Annotated in this window: 16 protein-coding genes; 3 read left to right on the top strand and 13 right to left on the bottom strand. The window is 71.7% G+C overall.

Going from position 1 to position 16,356, the window contains the following annotated elements; translation table 11 throughout:
• Positions 1–141: 141 nt before the first annotated feature.
• From infB to rimP, 4 genes are all read right to left on the bottom strand, one after another.
• Positions 142–3,318 carry a translation initiation factor IF-2 gene (infB, locus tag ACIBEI_RS47695; RefSeq protein WP_398897600.1) on the bottom strand — a complete coding sequence of 1,059 codons (3,177 nt, stop codon included), beginning with the start codon at positions 3,316–3,318 and terminating at the stop codon, positions 142–144.
• Positions 3,319–3,480: 162 nt separating this feature from the next.
• A complete protein-coding gene (locus ACIBEI_RS47690) occupies positions 3,481–3,762 on the bottom strand; it encodes a YlxR family protein (protein WP_269655182.1) in 282 nt (93 codons plus the stop codon).
• 193 nt (positions 3,763–3,955) lie between these two features.
• Positions 3,956–4,951: a transcription termination factor NusA gene (gene nusA / locus ACIBEI_RS47685; RefSeq protein ID WP_398897599.1), complete on the bottom strand. Its 996-nt coding sequence runs from the start codon at positions 4,949–4,951 to the stop codon at positions 3,956–3,958.
• 2 nt (positions 4,952–4,953) lie between these two features.
• Positions 4,954–5,472, bottom strand: a complete 519-nt coding sequence (gene rimP / locus ACIBEI_RS47680) for a ribosome maturation factor RimP (RefSeq protein ID WP_398897598.1) — start codon at positions 5,470–5,472, stop codon at positions 4,954–4,956.
• Between the two features lie 205 nt (positions 5,473–5,677).
• Between rimP and ACIBEI_RS47675 the strand changes: the two genes are divergently transcribed.
• From ACIBEI_RS47675 to ACIBEI_RS47665, 3 genes are read left to right on the top strand one after another with little or no spacing between them, the layout of a single operon-like run.
• Positions 5,678–6,226, top strand: coding sequence for a hypothetical protein (locus ACIBEI_RS47675; RefSeq protein WP_398897596.1), 549 nt, complete (start codon positions 5,678–5,680; stop codon positions 6,224–6,226).
• 11 nt (positions 6,227–6,237) lie between these two features.
• Positions 6,238–6,720 carry a ferritin-like domain-containing protein gene (locus tag ACIBEI_RS47670; RefSeq protein ID WP_398897595.1) on the top strand — a complete coding sequence of 161 codons (483 nt, stop codon included), beginning with the start codon at positions 6,238–6,240 and terminating at the stop codon, positions 6,718–6,720.
• A 27-nt stretch (positions 6,721–6,747) separates the two neighbouring features.
• Positions 6,748–7,641: an aminoglycoside phosphotransferase family protein gene (locus ACIBEI_RS47665; RefSeq protein ID WP_398897593.1), complete on the top strand. Its 894-nt coding sequence runs from the start codon at positions 6,748–6,750 to the stop codon at positions 7,639–7,641.
• Between the two features lie 89 nt (positions 7,642–7,730).
• Here the strand turns inward: ACIBEI_RS47665 and ACIBEI_RS47660 are convergent, their stop codons facing one another.
• From ACIBEI_RS47660 to ispG, 9 genes are all read right to left on the bottom strand, one after another.
• On the bottom strand, positions 7,731–7,940 hold the full coding sequence (locus ACIBEI_RS47660) for a ferredoxin (protein WP_055614790.1): 210 nt from the start codon (positions 7,938–7,940) through the stop codon (positions 7,731–7,733).
• Between the two features lie 5 nt (positions 7,941–7,945).
• Positions 7,946–9,166 (bottom strand): NADH-ubiquinone oxidoreductase-F iron-sulfur binding region domain-containing protein, encoded by a 1,221-nt coding sequence (locus tag ACIBEI_RS47655; RefSeq protein WP_398897592.1) that lies wholly within the window; start codon positions 9,164–9,166, stop codon positions 7,946–7,948.
• Positions 9,163–9,744: a ferric reductase-like transmembrane domain-containing protein gene (locus ACIBEI_RS47650; RefSeq protein WP_398897591.1), complete on the bottom strand. Its 582-nt coding sequence runs from the start codon at positions 9,742–9,744 to the stop codon at positions 9,163–9,165. Before ACIBEI_RS47650 ends, ACIBEI_RS47655 begins: the two co-directional genes overlap by 4 nt.
• A complete protein-coding gene (locus tag ACIBEI_RS47645; RefSeq protein ID WP_398897589.1) occupies positions 9,741–10,928 on the bottom strand; it encodes an FAD:protein FMN transferase in 1,188 nt (395 codons plus the stop codon). Before ACIBEI_RS47645 ends, ACIBEI_RS47650 begins: the two co-directional genes overlap by 4 nt.
• Positions 10,928–11,269 (bottom strand): hypothetical protein, encoded by a 342-nt coding sequence (locus tag ACIBEI_RS47640; RefSeq protein ID WP_398897587.1) that lies wholly within the window; start codon positions 11,267–11,269, stop codon positions 10,928–10,930. The genes ACIBEI_RS47645 and ACIBEI_RS47640 overlap by 1 nt, the downstream gene beginning before the upstream one ends.
• Before the next feature lie 128 nt (positions 11,270–11,397).
• Complete coding sequence (locus tag ACIBEI_RS47635) at positions 11,398–13,092, bottom strand: proline--tRNA ligase (RefSeq protein WP_398897586.1); 1,695 nt, start codon at positions 13,090–13,092, stop codon at positions 11,398–11,400.
• A 160-nt stretch (positions 13,093–13,252) separates the two neighbouring features.
• Entirely contained in the window at positions 13,253–13,822 is a 570-nt protein-coding gene (locus tag ACIBEI_RS47630; RefSeq protein WP_398897584.1) for a GNAT family N-acetyltransferase, read from the bottom strand.
• Positions 13,823–13,957: 135 nt separating this feature from the next.
• Complete coding sequence (locus tag ACIBEI_RS47625; protein ID WP_398897606.1) at positions 13,958–14,806, bottom strand: GNAT family N-acetyltransferase; 849 nt, start codon at positions 14,804–14,806, stop codon at positions 13,958–13,960.
• Positions 14,807–15,093: 287 nt separating this feature from the next.
• Entirely contained in the window at positions 15,094–16,251 is a 1,158-nt protein-coding gene (ispG, locus tag ACIBEI_RS47620) for a flavodoxin-dependent (E)-4-hydroxy-3-methylbut-2-enyl-diphosphate synthase (protein WP_055616509.1), read from the bottom strand.
• Positions 16,252–16,356 lie beyond the last annotated feature (105 nt).

Genomic DNA, 16,356 nt, shown 5'->3' with positions numbered 1-16,356 from the left:
CGTGGGTGCCACCCGCGCCCACCGGGGATGGTGGGGGGGGGTGGGGGGGGGCCGGCCCCGTCACCCTCCGGGCCGCGGGGGGCGGGGGGGGCCCCCCCCCCCCCCCCCCCGGCCCCGGACACCAGGTTCAAACCCCGCGGGCTACGACCGCGGCTTCTCGCGCATCTCGTACGTCGCGATGACGTCGTCGATCTTGATGTCGTTGAAGTTTCCGAGGTTGATACCGCCCTCGAAGCCTTCGCGGATCTCGGTGACGTCGTCCTTGAAGCGGCGCAGGCCGGAGATGGTGAGGCTCTCCGCGATGACCTTGCCATCGCGCAGCAACCGCGCCTTGGTGTTGCGCTTGACCTCGCCGGAGCGGACCAGCACACCGGCGATGTTGCCCAGCTTGGACGAGCGGAAGACCTCGCGGATCTCCGCCGTACCGAGCTCGACCTCTTCGTACTCCGGCTTGAGCATGCCCTTGAGGGCTGCCTCGATCTCCTCGATGGCCTGGTAGATCACCGAGTAGTAGCGGACGTCGACGCCCTCGCGCTCCGCCATCTGCGCCGCGCGGCCCGCGGCGCGGACGTTGAAGCCGATGACGATCGCGTCGGAGCCGGTCGCCAGGTCGATGTCCGACTCGGTGACCGCACCCACGCCGCGGTGCAGGACGCGGATGTCGACCTCTTCGCCGACGTCGAGCTGGAGCAGCGAGGACTCGAGAGCCTCCACCGAACCGGACGCGTCGCCCTTGATGATGAGGTTGAGTTCCTGCACCAGACCGGCCTTGAGCGCCTCGTCCAGGTTCTCCAGGGAGAACCGGACTCCGCGCCGGGCGAAGTTGGCGTTGCGCTCACGCGCCGCGCGCTTCTCGGCGATCTGACGCGCCGTACGGTCCTCGTCGACGACCAGGAAGTTGTCGCCGGCACCCGGGACGTTGGTGAGACCCAGGACCAGGACGGGGGTCGACGGACCCGCTTCCTCGACGTTGTTGCCGTTGTCGTCGAGCATCGCCCGGACACGGCCGTACGCGTCGCCGACCACCATCGTGTCGCCGATGCGCAGCGTGCCGCGCTGGACCAGGACCGTCGAGACGGCACCGCGGCCACGGTCGAGGTGGGACTCGATCGCGATACCCTGCGCGTCCTGCTCCGGGTTGGCCCGCAGGTCGAGCGAGGCGTCCGCGGTGAGGACCACGGCCTCCAGCAGGCTCTCGATGTTGAGGCCCTGCTTGGCGGAGATGTCGACGAACATCGTGTCGCCGCCGTACTCCTCGGCCACCAGACCGAACTCGGTGAGCTGACCGCGCACCTTGGTCGGGTCGGCACCCTCGACGTCGATCTTGTTGACCGCGACCACGATCGGCACCTCGGCCGCCTTGGCGTGGTTCAGCGCCTCGATCGTCTGGGGCATCACACCGTCGTTGGCGGCCACCACGAGGATCGCGATGTCGGTCGACTTGGCACCACGGGCACGCATGGCGGTGAACGCCTCGTGACCCGGGGTGTCGATGAAGGTGATGCGACGCTCTTCGCCGTTGACCTCGGTCGCGACCTGGTAGGCACCGATGTGCTGGGTGATGCCACCGGCCTCGCCCGCGACGACGTTCGTCTTGCGGATGGTGTCGAGGAGGCGGGTCTTACCGTGGTCGACGTGACCCATGACGGTCACGACCGGCGGACGCGCGACGAGGAACTCCTCGCCACCCTCGTCCTCGCCGAACTCGATGTCGAAGGACTCGAGCAGCTCGCGGTCCTCCTCCTCGGGGCTGACGATCTCGAGGACGAAGTTCATCTCGTCCGCGAGGAGCTTCAGCGTCTCGTCGGAGACGGACTGCGTGGCAGTGACCATCTCGCCGAGGTTCATCATCACGCCGACGAGCGACGCCGGGTTGGCGTTGATCTTCTCGGCGAAGTCGGTGAGGGACGCACCGCGCGACAGACGGACGGACTGTCCGTTGCCACGAGGCAGCATCACACCGCCGACCGACGGGGCCTGCATGGCCTCGTACTCCTGGCGCCTCTGCCGCTTCGACTTGCGGCCACGACGCGCGGGACCACCGGGACGGCCGAAGGCGCCCTGCGTGCCACCACGGCCACCCGGACCACCGGGACGGCCACCGAAGCCGGGACGACCGCCGCCGCCACCGCCGGGACCACCCGGACGACCGGCGAAACCGCCGCCACCGCCACCGGGACCACCGGGACGACCGGCGAAACCGCCACCGCCGCCACCGGGACCGCCCGGACGACCTGCGAAGCCGCCGCCACCGGGACGACCGCCGCCACCGCCACCGCCGGGACGACCGCCACCGCCGGGACCGCGGCCACCGGGGCCACCGCCGCCGGGACGCGGGCTACCCGCAGCGGGACGCTGCGGCATCATGCCGGGGTTCGGACGGTTGCCGCCGGGGCCGCCACCGGGACGCGGAGCGCCACCGGGACCACCCTGCGGACGAGGCATGCCGCCCGGGCTCGGACGGTTGCCGCCGGGGCCGCCACCGGGACGCGGAGCGCCGCCGGGACCACCCTGCGGACGGGGACCACGGTCCTGGCCCGCGCCCTGGGGACGCGAGCCGCCCGGGGCGCCTGCGCCGGCACCGGGGCCACCGGGACGCGGGGCGCCGCCCGGACGGGGCGCCTGCGGGCGCGCCATACCGGTGGAGCCACCAGAGGTGAACGGGTTGTTGCCCGGACGGGGACCGGCGGGACGACCACCGGGACGCGTGCCCTGGCCGCCGGGACGCGGGGCGCCCTGACGGTCGCCACGGTCACCGCGCTCGCCGCGGCCCTGACCGGGACCACCCTGACCGCCCTGTGCGGGACCGGCCGGACGGACACCGGGCTTCGGGGCGCCGGGACGCGCACCGCTCGGACGGGGACCCGCGGCCGGGGCCTGGGAGGCCGCCGGAGCGGCGGGAGCCGCCGGGGGTGCCGTGAACTCGGGCGCGGCCGGAGCCGGGGACGCCGGAGCGGGCTTCGGCGCCGGGGGCTTGGGGCCCGGAGTCGGACGCGGACCCGCGGCCGGAACCGCCGGGGACGCGGGCGTCTCCGCAGCGGCCGGCTTCGGGGCCGGCGGGCGCGGCGCTGCCGGACCCGGACGGGCGGCCTGAGCCGGAGAAGGCGCGCCGGGCCTGGCGGGCGCGGCCTTGCGCGGGGCGGGCTTGCCGCCGCCGTTGCCCTGCTGCAGGGCGTCGGTCAGTTTGCGTACTACGGGCGCCTCGATCGTCGAGGACGCCGAACGGACAAATTCACCGAGTTCTTGGAGCTTGGCCATGACGACCTTGCTCTCCACCCCGAACTCCTTGGCGAGTTCGTATACCCGGACCTTAGCCACTTCGCTCCTTTTAGGTCCGGGTTGCGTCCGGACCGTCGCTACTTCATGGGCGTACTCATCGCGTGCTCATCGAGTGCTCATCGCAATCTCGACCTACTTCCAACTCGCGGGGTACCAGGGCCGCACGGGGTTCCGTGCGACACGTTTTACGGTGTTGCCTGCTCAGCAACTGTCTGTCTGCTCGACGTACAGGCGCAACGCCTTTGTTTCGAGCGGACCCGGGGCACGCAGCGCCCTCGTGAACGCCCGGCGGCGGACCGCCAGGTCGAGACAGACGAGGACGGGGTGTACATACGCACCCCGGCCGGGCAGCGTACCGCGAGGATCGGGGACGCATTCGCCCTCGGCCGCCACGGTGCGCAGCAGATCGATCTTGGCCGCTCGCTCCCGGCACCCCACACAGGTGCGCTCAGGGCATGCGCGGGCATGCGTCCGGCCAGACACTCTTAAGTCTACCTCCCCGCACCGACCTCACCCCTTTGGGGCAAGAACCGAACGGTTGTTGTCGTAATCCAAGCGTCACACGGCGTGATCTATTCCCGATCTTGCCGTTGACGCCCCGGACCTGGGCCTGTTTCGGCCCCGGCCCGCGTCGAACCCGTCAGGGATCTCCTTCGGACCCGTCCCCGGCCCCGGCTCAGTCCTGCCTCTCGGCGGGCTGCTCGGTGTCCGGACGGATGTCGATGCGCCAGCCGGTCAGGCGGGCGGCGAGCCGGGCGTTCTGCCCTTCCTTGCCGATCGCCAGGGACAGCTGGTAGTCGGGGACCGTCACGCGCGCGGAGCGGGCCGCGAGGTCGACGACCTCGACCTTGGAGACCCTGGCCGGGGACAGCGCGTTCGCCACCATCTCCGCCGGGTCGTCCGACCAGTCGACGATGTCGATCTTCTCGCCGTTCAGCTCGGCCATGACGTTGCGCACACGGCCGCCCATGGGGCCGATGCAGGCGCCCTTGGCGTTCAGACCGGACCGGGTGGACCGGACGGCGATCTTCGTGCGGTGTCCGGCCTCGCGGGCGATCGCGGCGATCTCGACGGAACCGTCGGCGATCTCCGGCACCTCCAGGGCGAAGAGCTTCTTCACCAGGTTCGGGTGCGTGCGGGAGAGGGTCACGGAGGGACCGCGTACGCCCTTCGCCACCCGCACGACGTACGAGCGCAGGCGCAGGCCGTGCGTGTAGGTCTCACCGGGGACCTGCTCCTGCACCGGCAGGATGGCCTCCAGCTTGCCGATGTCGACGAGCACGTTCTTCGGGTCGCGGCCCTGCTGGACGACACCGGTGACGATGTCGCCGTCGCGGCCCGCGTACTCGCCGAGCGTCGCGTCGTCCTCCGCGTCCCGCAGGCGCTGCAGGATGACCTGCTTGGCGGTGGTGGCGGCGATCCGGCCGAAGTCGGACGGGGTGTCGTCGAACTCGCGCGCCTCCTGCCCCTCCTCCAGGTCCTCGGGGTCCTCCTTCGCCCACACGGTCACATGGCCGGTCTCCCGGTCGAGCTTGACGCGCGCGTGGCGGCGGCTTCCCTCGGTGCGGTGGTAGGCGATGAGGAGGGCCGCCTCGATCGCCTCGACCAGCAGGTCGAAGGAGATCTCCTTCTCCCGTACCAAGCCCCGCAGGGCACTCATGTCGATGTCCACGGCTACGCCTCCTCCTCTTCCTTCATGTCTGCGTCGTTCTCGTTGGTCTTGCGGTTGAACTCGACCTGGACGCGTGCCTTGCCGATGTCCTCGAAGACGAGCCGGCGGGCGGTGGCCTTGCGTCCCTTGACGCCGGGCACCTCCAGGTCGATCCCGTTCTCGTCCACCGTCAGGATCCGGGCGACCAGTTCGTCGCCGCTCGTCAGCTGGAATCTCACCAGGCGGTCCGTGGCGCGTACGTAGTGACGGTGTTCCTTGAGCTCACGCTCGGCACCGGGGGTTCCCACTTCTAGGGTGTACTCGCCCTGGCCCATCGCGTCGGTCTCGTCGAGCTTCGCCGAGAGCGCGCGGCTCACATCGGCGATCGCGTCCAGGTCGGCTCCCTCGTCGGAGTCGACGACGACGCGCAGCACACGCTTGCGGCCGACCGAGTCCACTTCGATCTCCTCGAGATCGAGTCCCTGGGAGCTGACGAGCGGTTCCAGGAGCTCTCGAAGCCTCTCGCTCTGGGTGGTGCTCATCCGGGTGACTCCTCGGCCGCGTGTGCTGTTGTGGGTAGGTCGCGTGTCAGGTCAAAGGGTATCCGGTCCCAAGGGGTGTTGCCGTCCACCGTGGCCCGCCCGACGGCGGGACGGCGCCGCTGGTGGGTGCGGGGGCACTACCCGGGTACCGTGATCACGGGCCTGCCGCCCTTCCGTTCGTACGAGCCCTCCGAGGACGTCTGCCGTGCCGTTCACCCTGCCGTCGCGCATCCCCTCGGGGCCGCGCCGAAGGAGCCTGCTCGCCGGGGCCGCCGGTGTCGGCGCCGCGCTGCTCACGGGCTGTTCCTCCTCCGACTCCTCCGAGACCACCAAGGGGAGCCCGTCCGCCGCCGAGCGGGCACGCGCGCGTGCGGCCCTCGACAGCGAGCGGCTCGCGGAGCGGTACGGGGCCGTGCTCGCCGTGCATCCCACGCTGGCCGAGCGCCTGTCACCGCTGCGGGCGGAGGTCGTACGGCACGCGGAGGCGTTCGGCGGAGGCAAGAAGGCCTCCGAGAGTGCGTCGGCGAGTGCTTCCGCCGATCCGTCCGACGCGCCTTCCCCCGGCCCGTCCGCCGAGGTGCCGGCCGTGGAGAAGGACGCCCTCGCCGAACTCGCCGCTGCCGAGCGGACGCTGGCGGACCGGCGTACGAAGGCGCTCCTCGACGTGCCGGGAGAGTTGGCGCGGCTGCTGGCGTCGGTAGCGGCGGCCGGTGCGGTGCACGCGTTTCTGCTGACGGAGGACGAGAAGAAGTGAGCGGTTCCGGAATGGCCGAAAAAGCCGAGTCGAAGGCCAAGGCCCCGGCGCAGCTGACGGCCGTGCAGGCCGCGCTCGCGGCCGAGCACGCCGCCGTGTACGGCTACGGGGTCGTGGGCGGGAAGATCGGCGAGGACCGGCGGAGCGAGGCTCGGGCGGCGTACGACGCGCACCGGGCCCGGCGGGACGAGCTGTCGCGTACGGTGCGCGACCTGCGCGGGAAGCCCAAGCCGGCGGCGGCCGCGTACGCGCTGCCGTTCCCTGTGACGGACGCGGAGTCGGCCGTGCGGCTCGCCGCCGAGCTGGAGGACCGGGTGGCCGGGGTGTACTCCGACCTGGTCCGTGCCGCGGAGGGCGACCGGCGCCGGTCGGCCGCCGAGGCGCTGCGGGACGCGGCGGTGCGGGCGGTGCGCTGGCGCGGCGAGAGCGTACCCTTCCCTGGTCTCGCCGAGCGGTCCGCCCGGTCCACCGCGTCGGCGGCTCCGCCGTCGTAACGCGTACAGGAAGGAAACGACTCGCGCATGGCTTTCGAACCGCCGCGGCGTCTCGTCAAGGCGCTCGGCGAGGCGACACCGAGCGGTGACGACTGGCTGGAGAAGCTGCCCGAGGCGGCTCAGCAGGCCGTCGCGCTACGCGAGTTGACCGTGGAGCGCGTTCAGGTGCCCGGCGGGCGCAGCAGTCTGGTGGTCCTGGTACGGCTGCCGGACGGCACCCCCGCCGTCCTGAAACTCGCGCCCGGCCGGGCCCGTCCGGAGAGCGAGCGGGCCGCCCTCGCGCACTGGGACGGCCTCGGTGCGGTACGGCTCCTGGAGCCGGCCGGTGCTGAGGGCGTACTGCTTCTTGAGCGGCTGCATCCCGATGTGTCGGTGCGTTCGCTGGCCGAGGCCAAGTCGATGCTGGAGGCGGCCGGGGCGCTGCGCCGCCTGTGGGTCGAGCCACCGGTCGGCCCGGTCTTCGAGACGGTGGCCGAGCGGACCGGGCGGCAGGCCGAGGCGATGCGGGCGGGCGCCGACGCGGAGGCGGCACCACTGGTCGACGCGGCCCTGGCGGTACGCGACGAACTGCTGGCCTCCCCGCCCGAGGCCCGTCTCCTGCACGGCACTTTCCGGCAGAGCAAGGTGCTGGCCGGCGAACGCAGCCCCTGGCTGGCCGTGGGGCCCGACCCCGTCGTCGGCGAGTGCGCCTTCGACCTGGCCCGGCTGGTCCGTGACCGGGTCGAGGACGTGATCGCCTCCCCCTCGGGCTCCGCCATCACCCGCCGCCGGGTGAAGCGCCTCGCGGAGTCCCTGGACCTGGACCAGGAGCGGCTGCGCGGCTGGACCCTGTTCCGGGCCGTGGAGTCGGGCGTACGGGCTCGGCGGGTTGGCCGGTCCCAGGACGCGGAGCTGTTGCTGGAGTTCGCGAGCTGGTTGTAGGGGGCGGGGATTCGGCATGAGTGGCGTCGGTGGCGTCGGTGGCGTGGGTGACGTGGGTGACGTGGGTGGCGTGGGTGGCGTGGGTGCCTTCATGCCGCCGCGAGTTTGAGTGCCAGGACCGGGCAGTCCGCCGCCGCTCTGCGGGCGCGTTTCAACGTGCGGGCGGGGACGGGGCGCGCGTCGACGAGCGGGTACCCCCACTCGTCGAGGGTGACGTGTTCGGGGAGGAGTTCGGCGCAGAGGCCGTGGGCCCGGCAGGACGTCCAGTCGATGTCGAGGTGCTGGGGCAGCTGGTCCATGTCTGTCAGCTCCTGTGGTCGGGGACGGGCAGCAGGGGCGTGCGGTCGGTCGCGGTGCACAAGCCCCGGGCGTGGGCCTCGAGTTCGGCGGCGAAGGTGGTCAGGGCGCTGCGGACCAGGCGGACCGTGCCGTCGGGGTGGTGGCAGGCGCCACGGCCCTCGACGAGTCCGGCCCAGCGGGCGACGTCGTCGCGGGCGGTGCCCTGGGGGCCGGGGGCGGCCAGCGTGCGGAAGGCGGCGGCGATGCGCGGTAGGCCGTTGAGGCAGGGGCCGCACTGGCCGGCCGATTCGAGGGCCAGATAGCGCAGGACGCGGGCCGTTTCGGCGGGGCCGCAGCGGTCGGCGGGGAGGGCGGCGAGGACGCCCGCGCCCAAGGTGGCGGTGGACAGGCCGAGTTGGGCCGCCTCCCCGGTCGGGAGCCAGGTGCCATGGTAGCCGCCCAGCAGGATCGCGCCGGTGCCCTCCAGCGGGAGCAGCCGGTGCAGGGGCGTGCCGAAAGGGGCCTCCACGACCTGCGGCTCGCGGCCTGGCACATGGACCGTGCACAGGGCGCTGCCCGGCTCCGACGAGGTCCCGGCCGAGCGGAACCAGTCCGCTCCGTAGCGGGCGATCAGCGCGAGGTGGGCGAGCGTCTCGACGTTCTGGACGAGGGTGGGCGCCCGGCGTACGCCCTGTTCACGCACCGGAGGGTCCTGGTGGCGGGGCAGGGCCGCGTCGCCGGAGAGGTACTGGGCGAGGGCGGAGGACTCGCCCGACAGGAAGCGCCTGGACACGCGTACGACGCGTACGGGGAAGGAGTCGTCGCGTTCGGCCACGGCCGCTTCGAGGCGGCTCGCCCCGTCCTCCACGGCGAGGTACGCCTCGCCCGCTCCGGTCGCCCGGGCCGCCAACCGCAGCCCGTCCAGGACCAGATGGGGCGAGCGGCTCAGCAGGGTCTTGTCCTTGTCGCTCGCCGGTTCGCCCTCGGAGCCGTTCGCGACGACGACCGGGGCCCGGCCGGTGCGGCGGGCCGCGTCGATGACCGACACGAACTTGCGGTACGTGGGAAAGGCGGCGCCTCCCCGGCCGGTGAGGCCGGACTCCGCGAGGGTGTGCAGGAGGGCCACCGGGTCGGCGGAGGTGAGGGGGCCGTAGCGGCTCTCGTGCGTGGCGCGGTCGGCCGGGGCGGCGCCGGGGGCCAGGAGGCGTGGGGACATGAGGATGTCCGTGAACGTGCTGCTGGTCATGGTCGCGCCCCTTCGGCGGTGAGGAGGGTGGCGGGGGTGCGGCGGTTGGCCCGCGCGGCCTGGGTGACGCGGATCGTGAAGGCGGTGAGTACGGCTGCCACGCAGGTGACGGTCAGCCAGAGCATCCAGTCGGTGCCTGTGTCCGTGCCGATTCCTATGCCGTGGATCAGGGCCACCGGCCAGGAGGCGTAGGCCAGCCAGTGGACGGCTCGCCAGGTGCGGTGGCCGAGCCTCTCGCGGAAGAGACTGGTGACCAGGACTGCGAGCATCAGGTCCAGGGCGACCGTGCCGAGACCCAGCCAGAGGGGCTGGTAGTCGGAGGCGAACGGGATCAGGACGTCGAGGGTGCTGATGTCGACGTAGCCGTCGATGACCGCTGTGGCTATGTGGATGGCCAGGAAGGCCGTGGCGGAGAGGGAGATCGTGCGGTGCAGGGAGACCGTGCCGAAGCGGGGGAGGCCTGGGAGGCGGGTCCTCAGGCGTACCGCCACGCCCAGGAGCACCACGACAGTGAAGAGCACCAGGCAGACGGCTCCGGTGGCTCGGTTCGCGTACCAGAGGATGGAGGCGTCGGTCATCGGGCCGCCTCCGTGGTGTCCGCCGCCGGAGACTCCTCGCCCCCGCCGCCCCTTCCCGTCCCAACCCTGGGGGCTGCGCCCCCAGACCCCCCTTTGTCCTCAAACGCCGGACGGGCTGAAATGCCAACCCTGGCCGCGACGTCTTCAGCCCCTCCGGCGTTTGAGGAGCGGGGGTTCGGGGGCGGAGCCCCTGAGTCAGGGACGGGAATGGGTAGGGGCGGCGGGGGCGAGAAATCGTTCCTTGGCCAGCCCGGTGTCGTCACCACCGTGCCGTCCCTCGCCACCAGTCTCGCCGGGAGCCCCAGGCCCGACAGCCACCGTTCCGCGCCCGTGCCCTTCACCAGGGCCGCCGTACTGGCCGCGTTCGCGTCGGCGCAGGTCGTGGCGGCGACCGAGACCGTCCGCCAGGGGGAATCCGTCGGAAGGCCGGTGTTCGGGTCGAGGATGTGGTGGAGGGTGTGCGGGCCCGAGCGCCAGGCGCGGGCGGTCGTGCCGGAGGTGGCGAGCCCGCCGCCGCGCAGGCCGACCGTCGCGTACGGGCCCTGCGGAGGCGTCCCGTCGACCGGACCCGTGACGTCCTGGACGCGGATCCGCCAGCCACCCGCCGGGGGTTCGCCGGCGACCGCCGTGTCGCCGCCGAGGCTCACAAGCACTCCGCAGCCCGCCGCCCGCGCGAGTGTCGCCGCGGCCCTGTCCGCCGCCCAGGCCTTGGCCGTGGCACCGAGATCGAGGCGGACCCCGGCCGGGACGGTGACCGTACCGGTCGCGCGGTCCAGGCGTATCAGGCGCCAGCCCGGGACGGGGCGCACTGTCAGCTTCACCGGTCGTCCGTCCTCCTGGACCAGCCGGAAGTCGCGGTCGTAGCCGATGGCGTTCATCGCCGAACCGACCGTCGGGTCGACGGCTCCGTCCGTCGCCGCAGCGGCGCGCAACGCGACCGCCAGCGCCTCCGCGAGCAGCGGGCTGACCCGGACCGGGCGCCCTCCGGCACTGTCGAGCGCGACCAGCTCGGAGTCCTCGCGGAATCTGCTGCACGCCGCGTCGACCTCGGCCAGATGCCGGGCGAGCAGCAGGTTGCAGGAGTCCAGCAGCGCCGGGTCCGTCGTGACGAGGCGGACGCTCGTACCGAGGGCACGCCAGTTCGCCGCGGCCGTAGGACGCACGGACGTGTCGGCGGCGGTCATCAGGACGCCCCCGAGGTGGAGTCGGCGGTCCCACTGTCGTCGGCGGAGGTCAGGTCGTCGGACGAGCCCTGCAGCGACGAGGACGAGTCGCTCGTACTGTCCGAGGCCGAGGAATCCGACGACGAGGACGAAGAGGAAGAGTCTTCCGACTGTGACGTCGTCGATGACGATGACGACGAGTCCGTGGTTCCGCTCGCCGTCGTCGTCGCGGCCGACTCCATCGTGCCGATGAGGGCGAAGACGCCCGCCGCGGCCGCCAGTGTCACCGCCGCTGCCGCGGCAGCCGTACGCCGTGCGCCTCTGCGGACCGCCGCGGCGGCCCCCCGTTCGCTGCCAGACATGACTGCTCCCCTCCCGAATGACGCTGTGTCACGTCCTACGGTCGGGGAGCAGCCTGAGAGAAAACTGTGCGGCGCCCAGACGCCGGGCAAGAAGTCTCTGAGAGGCTTCTTAACCGTTGAGCGCGGGGTCAGTTGCTCAGGCGGGCGATCGCCTCGTCCACCGTCAGCTCCTCGCGCTCGCCGGTGCGGCGGTCCTTCAGTTCCAGGACGCCCTCGGCGGAGCGGCGGCCGGCCACCAGGATCTTCGGTACGCCGATGAGCTCGGCGTCCGTGAACTTCACGCCCGGCGAGACACCCGCCCGGTCGTCCACGAGCACGCGGACGCCCGCCGCGCCCAGCTTCTCCGAGACGTCGAGGGCCAGTTCGGTCTGCAGTGCCTTGCCCGCGGCGACGACATGGACGTCGGCCGGCGCGATCTCGGCGGGCCAGACGAGACCCTGCTCGTCCGCGTGCTGCTCGGCGAGCGCCGCCACGGCACGCGAGACACCGATGCCGTACGAGCCCATGGTCACGCGGACCGGCTTGCCCTGCTGGCCGAGCACGTCGAGCTGGAGGGCGTCGGCGTACTTGCGGCCGAGCTGGAAGATGTGGCCGATCTCGATGGCGCGGTCCAGCGTGAGGCCGGTGCCGCAGGCGGGGCAGGGGTCGCCTTCCTGCACCACGACCGCGTCCACGTACTCGTCGACCTCGAAGTCACGGCCCGCGACGACGTTCTTCGCGTGCACGCCCTCCTTGTTGGCGCCGGTGATCCAGGCGGTGCCGGGGGCGACGCGGGGGTCGGCGAGGTAGCGGACCTTCTCCAGGCCCTGCGGGCCGACGTATCCGCGTACGAGGTCGTCGCGGCCGGTGAAGTCCTCGGCCGTGACGAGTTCGACGGCGGCGGGGGCGAAGTGCGCCTCGACCTTGTCCATGTCGACCTCTCGGTCGCCGGGCACGCCGATGGCCACGATCTCGCCGTCCACCTTGACCAGCAGGTTCTTCAGGGTGGCGGAGGCGGGGACGTCCAGGTACGCGGCGAGCGTCTCGATGGTCGGGGTCTCGGGGGTCGGGATCTCCTCGAGAGCGGGGACGGCCGACCCGTCCACCGGCTTCAGCGCGTACGTGATCGCCTCGGTGTTGGCCGCGTAGTCGCAGTTGGGGCAGTCGGCGAAGGTGTCCTCGCCGGCGGCGGCCGGGGCGAGGAACTCCTCGGACTTGGAGCCGCCCATGGCGCCCGCGGTGGCCGCGCAGATGCGGTAGTCCAGGCCGAGACGCGTGAAGATCTTCTGGTACGCCTCGCGGTGCAGGGCGTACGACTTGGCCAGACCCTCGTCCTCGGTGTCGAAGGAGTACGAGTCCTTCATCAGGAACTCACGGCCGCGCAGGATGCCGGCGCGCGGGCGGGCCTCGTCGCGGTACTTGTTCTGGATCTGGTAGAGGATCACCGGCAGGTCCTTGTAGGACGAGCACTGGTCCTTGACCAGGAGGGTGAAGATCTCCTCGTGGGTCGGGCCGAGGAGGTAGTCGCCGCCCTTGCGGTCGTTCAGGCGGAACAGCTCGGGGCCGTACTCCTCCCAGCGGCCGGTCGCCTCGTAGGGCTCCTTCGGCAGCAGGGCGGGCAGCGCGACCTCCTGGGCGCCGATGGCGTCCATCTCCTCGCGGACGACCCGCTCCACGTTGTTCAGGACCTTCTTGCCCAGCGGCAGCCAGGACCAGAGGCCGGCGGCGGTACGGCGTACGTAACCGGCGCGCACCAGCAGCTTGTGGCTGAGCACCTCGGCGTCCGCCGGGTCGTCACGCAGTGTCTTGACCATCAAACGGGACATGCGTTGGACCTGGGCCATGGTTCTCGACTCCTGCTGCGTAAGGGTGATGGCTAGGAGGTTAGCCGGGGGGCCGCCGTCGCCGGAAATCCGTTTACGGAGCCGGAGGGATCCGTCGGCGGAGCCGGAAGGATCGATCGGCGGTGCCGTAGGGGTCGGTCGGCGGCGCGGGGAGGACGGTTCAGCGGCGTCGGAGGGGCAGCGGGGCGCCCATCACCGCGTACGGCTTCGGTGCGCTGGGGAACAGGACCTGTCTGGCGAGGTCCTCGTACCCGAGCGAGCGGTACAGGCCGCGGGCCGGGCTCTCCGTGTCGATGGCGGAGAGGATCGAGCGGGGCTGGGCGGCGCTGTCCGTGATGGTGGTGATCAGGGCGCGGCCGACGCCCTGGTTCTGGAAGCCCGGGTGGACGTGCAGTTCGGTGATCACGAAGGAGTCGTCCAGCCACCCGTCGGATCCCTGGCTGCGCAGATAGGGCTCGACGACGGTGGACCACCAGTGCGTCCTGTCGTTGGGCATGCCGTAGACGAATCCGACGAGGCGGCCGTCGGCGGTGGTCGCGCCGAGCGCGCGGGCGCCGGGGTAGCTGATGTGCCGCAGCACGATCTGTCGTCGTACGGCGATCTCGTCCGAGCCGAGTCCGAACGCCAGGGCCTGGACGGCCAGCGCCTCGTCGATCCTGGCGGCCAGGTCCAGGGGGCCGATGACGATGTCGTCGGGCGTGACGGGGCCCTGACCGGGGAAGCGGAGCATGCCCGGGAGACTACCCGGGCAATTCGTTGGAGGGGGCTGCGAGTCGGGTGGTCCTGTTGGGTGCAGGCCGGATGTGGCTGGTCGCGCAGTTCCCCGCGCCCCTAGTGGGGCGCCCCTTGTGAGGCGTGGCCTCACTCAGAACAAGATGCTCATGAACGCGCCGACCTCTTGGAAGCCCACTCTGCGGTAGGTGGCTCGGGCGGCTGTGTTGTAGTCGTTGACGTAGAGGCTGACGATCGGGGCGACGTCCGCGAGGGCGTAGCGGAGGACCGCTGCCATGCCGGGGGCCGCGAGGCCCTGGCCCCGGTATTCGGGGGCCACCCAGACGCCCTGGATCTGGCAGGCCTGGTTGGTGGCCGCGCCGATCTCCGCCTTGAAGACGACCCGGCCGTTGTGGTCGAGGCGGGCGAACGAGCGGCCGGAGCCGACCAGTTCGGCGACCCGGGCCTGGTAGAGGAGTCCGCCGTCGCCCGCGAGCGGGGAGACGCCGACCTCCTCGGTGAACATCGCCACGCACGCCGGCATGATCGTCTCCATCTCGTCCTTGCGGATGCGACGGACGTACGGATCCGGGGCCATGTCGGTGGGGAGCCGGTCGGTGACCATCAGGGGCTGATGCGGGCGGACCTCACGGGCCGGGCCCCAGTTCGGTTCCAGGAGGCGCCAGAGCTGGGAGGTGGCATCGGACGGGCCGACGATGGAGGAGCAGCGGCGGCCTGCCCTGCGGGCGCGGTCCGCGAAGGCGCGTACGGCTCGGGGGGTGGCGCAGATCGGGACCAGGTTGGCGCCCGCGTAGCAGAGGGACGTCAGCATGCCGTCCTCGTACCAGCCCCACATCTCGCCGCCGAGGCGCCAGGGGTCGAGGCCGGCGACCTGTACGCGGGAGGTCACGAAGGCGTTCGCCACCGGCTCGCGGTCGAGGACGGCGAGCGCGGCGTCCAGGTCGCTCGGTTCGAGGACCCTGGTGGTCGTCTGCGTCAACACGTGCGGGGCCTTCACCATCAGGTCTGCTGATCTCCGCACTGTACCTGGCGAATTTGTGCCACGCCGCCCGATGGGTCGGGGCCGGGTTTCCTCGCCCCCGCCGCCCCTTCCCGTCCCGTCCCTGGGGGCTCCGCCCCCAGACCCCCGCTGTCGGCCTGAACGGCCTCGTCCTCAAACGCCGGACGGGCTGAAAATCAGCCCCTCCGGCGTTTGAGGAGCGGGGGTTCGGGGGCTGGCCCCCGAGTAGTGACGGGAATGGGTAGGGGCGGCGGGGGCGAAAAACGTCGTCAGCCCGCCACGGACACCGAAGGCTCGCCGGAGGGGATTCCGTCCGCCTCCATCTGTTCGGCGATCTTCAGCGCCTCCTCGATCAGCGTCTCGACGATCTTCGACTCGGGGACAGTCTTGATGACCTCGCCCTTGACGAAGATCTGGCCCTTGCCGTTGCCGGAGGCGACGCCGAGGTCGGCCTCGCGGGCCTCGCCGGGGCCGTTGACGACGCAGCCCATGACGGCGACGCGGAGGGGGACCTCCATGCCCTCGAGACCGGCGGTGACCTCCTCGGCCAGCTTGTAGACGTCGACCTGGGCACGCCCGCAGGACGGGCAGGAGACGATCTCAAGACGGCGCTGCTTGAGGTTCAGCGACTCCAGGATCTGCATGCCGACCTTGATCTCCTCGACCGGCGGGGCCGAGAGGGAGACGCGGATCGTGTCGCCGATGCCCTCGGCGAGCAGCGCACCGAAGGCGACCGCGGACTTGATGGTGCCCTGGAAGGCGGGGCCCGCCTCGGTCACGCCGAGGTGCAGCGGGTAGTCGCAGGCGGCGGCCAGCTGACGGTACGCGTTGACCATGACCACCGGGTCGTTGTGCTTGACCGAGATCTTGATGTCCCGGAAGTCGTGCTCCTCGAAGAGCGAGGCTTCCCAGAGCGCCGACTCAACGAGCGCCTCGGGCGTCGCCTTGCCGTACTTCTGGAGCAGCCGCTTGTCGAGCGAACCGGCGTTGACCCCGATCCGGATCGGGGTGCCGGTGTCCTTGGCGGCCCGCGCGATCTCCTTGACCTGGTCGTCGAACTGCTTGATGTTGCCGGGGTTCACGCGGACCGCGGCACAGCCCGCCTTGATCGCGGCGAACACGTACTTCGGCTGGAAATGGATGTCGGCGATGACCGGGAGCTGCGACTTGCGGGCGATGGTCGCGAGCGCGTCCGCGTCGTCCTGCGTGGGGCACGCGACGCGCACGATCTGGCAGCCGGACGCGGTCAGTTCGGCGATCTGCTGGAGCGTGGCGCCGATGTCCGACGTACGCGTCGTCGTCATCGACTGCACCGAGACGGGTGCGTCTCCGCCCACCGCCACGGTTCCGACCTGGATCTGCCGGCTCTTCCGGCGCTCGGCGAGCTTGGTCGGAACGGACGGCATGCCGAGTGAAATCGCAGTCATCTGCTGTGCAACCCCAAGGTAAGGATCGGTCGGTCCCGAAAGCTGACGGGCTCCAGTCATCGAGATTACGGCACCCCCGCAGACGGGAGCACATCCGCTGCGCAG

It is taken from the genome of Streptomyces sp. NPDC050988 (genome assembly GCF_044456225.1).
Taxonomy (GTDB): domain Bacteria; phylum Actinomycetota; class Actinomycetes; order Streptomycetales; family Streptomycetaceae; genus Streptomyces.
The sequence above is the reverse complement of the archived record's forward strand: the minus strand, read 5'-3'. Positions and strand labels throughout refer to the sequence as shown.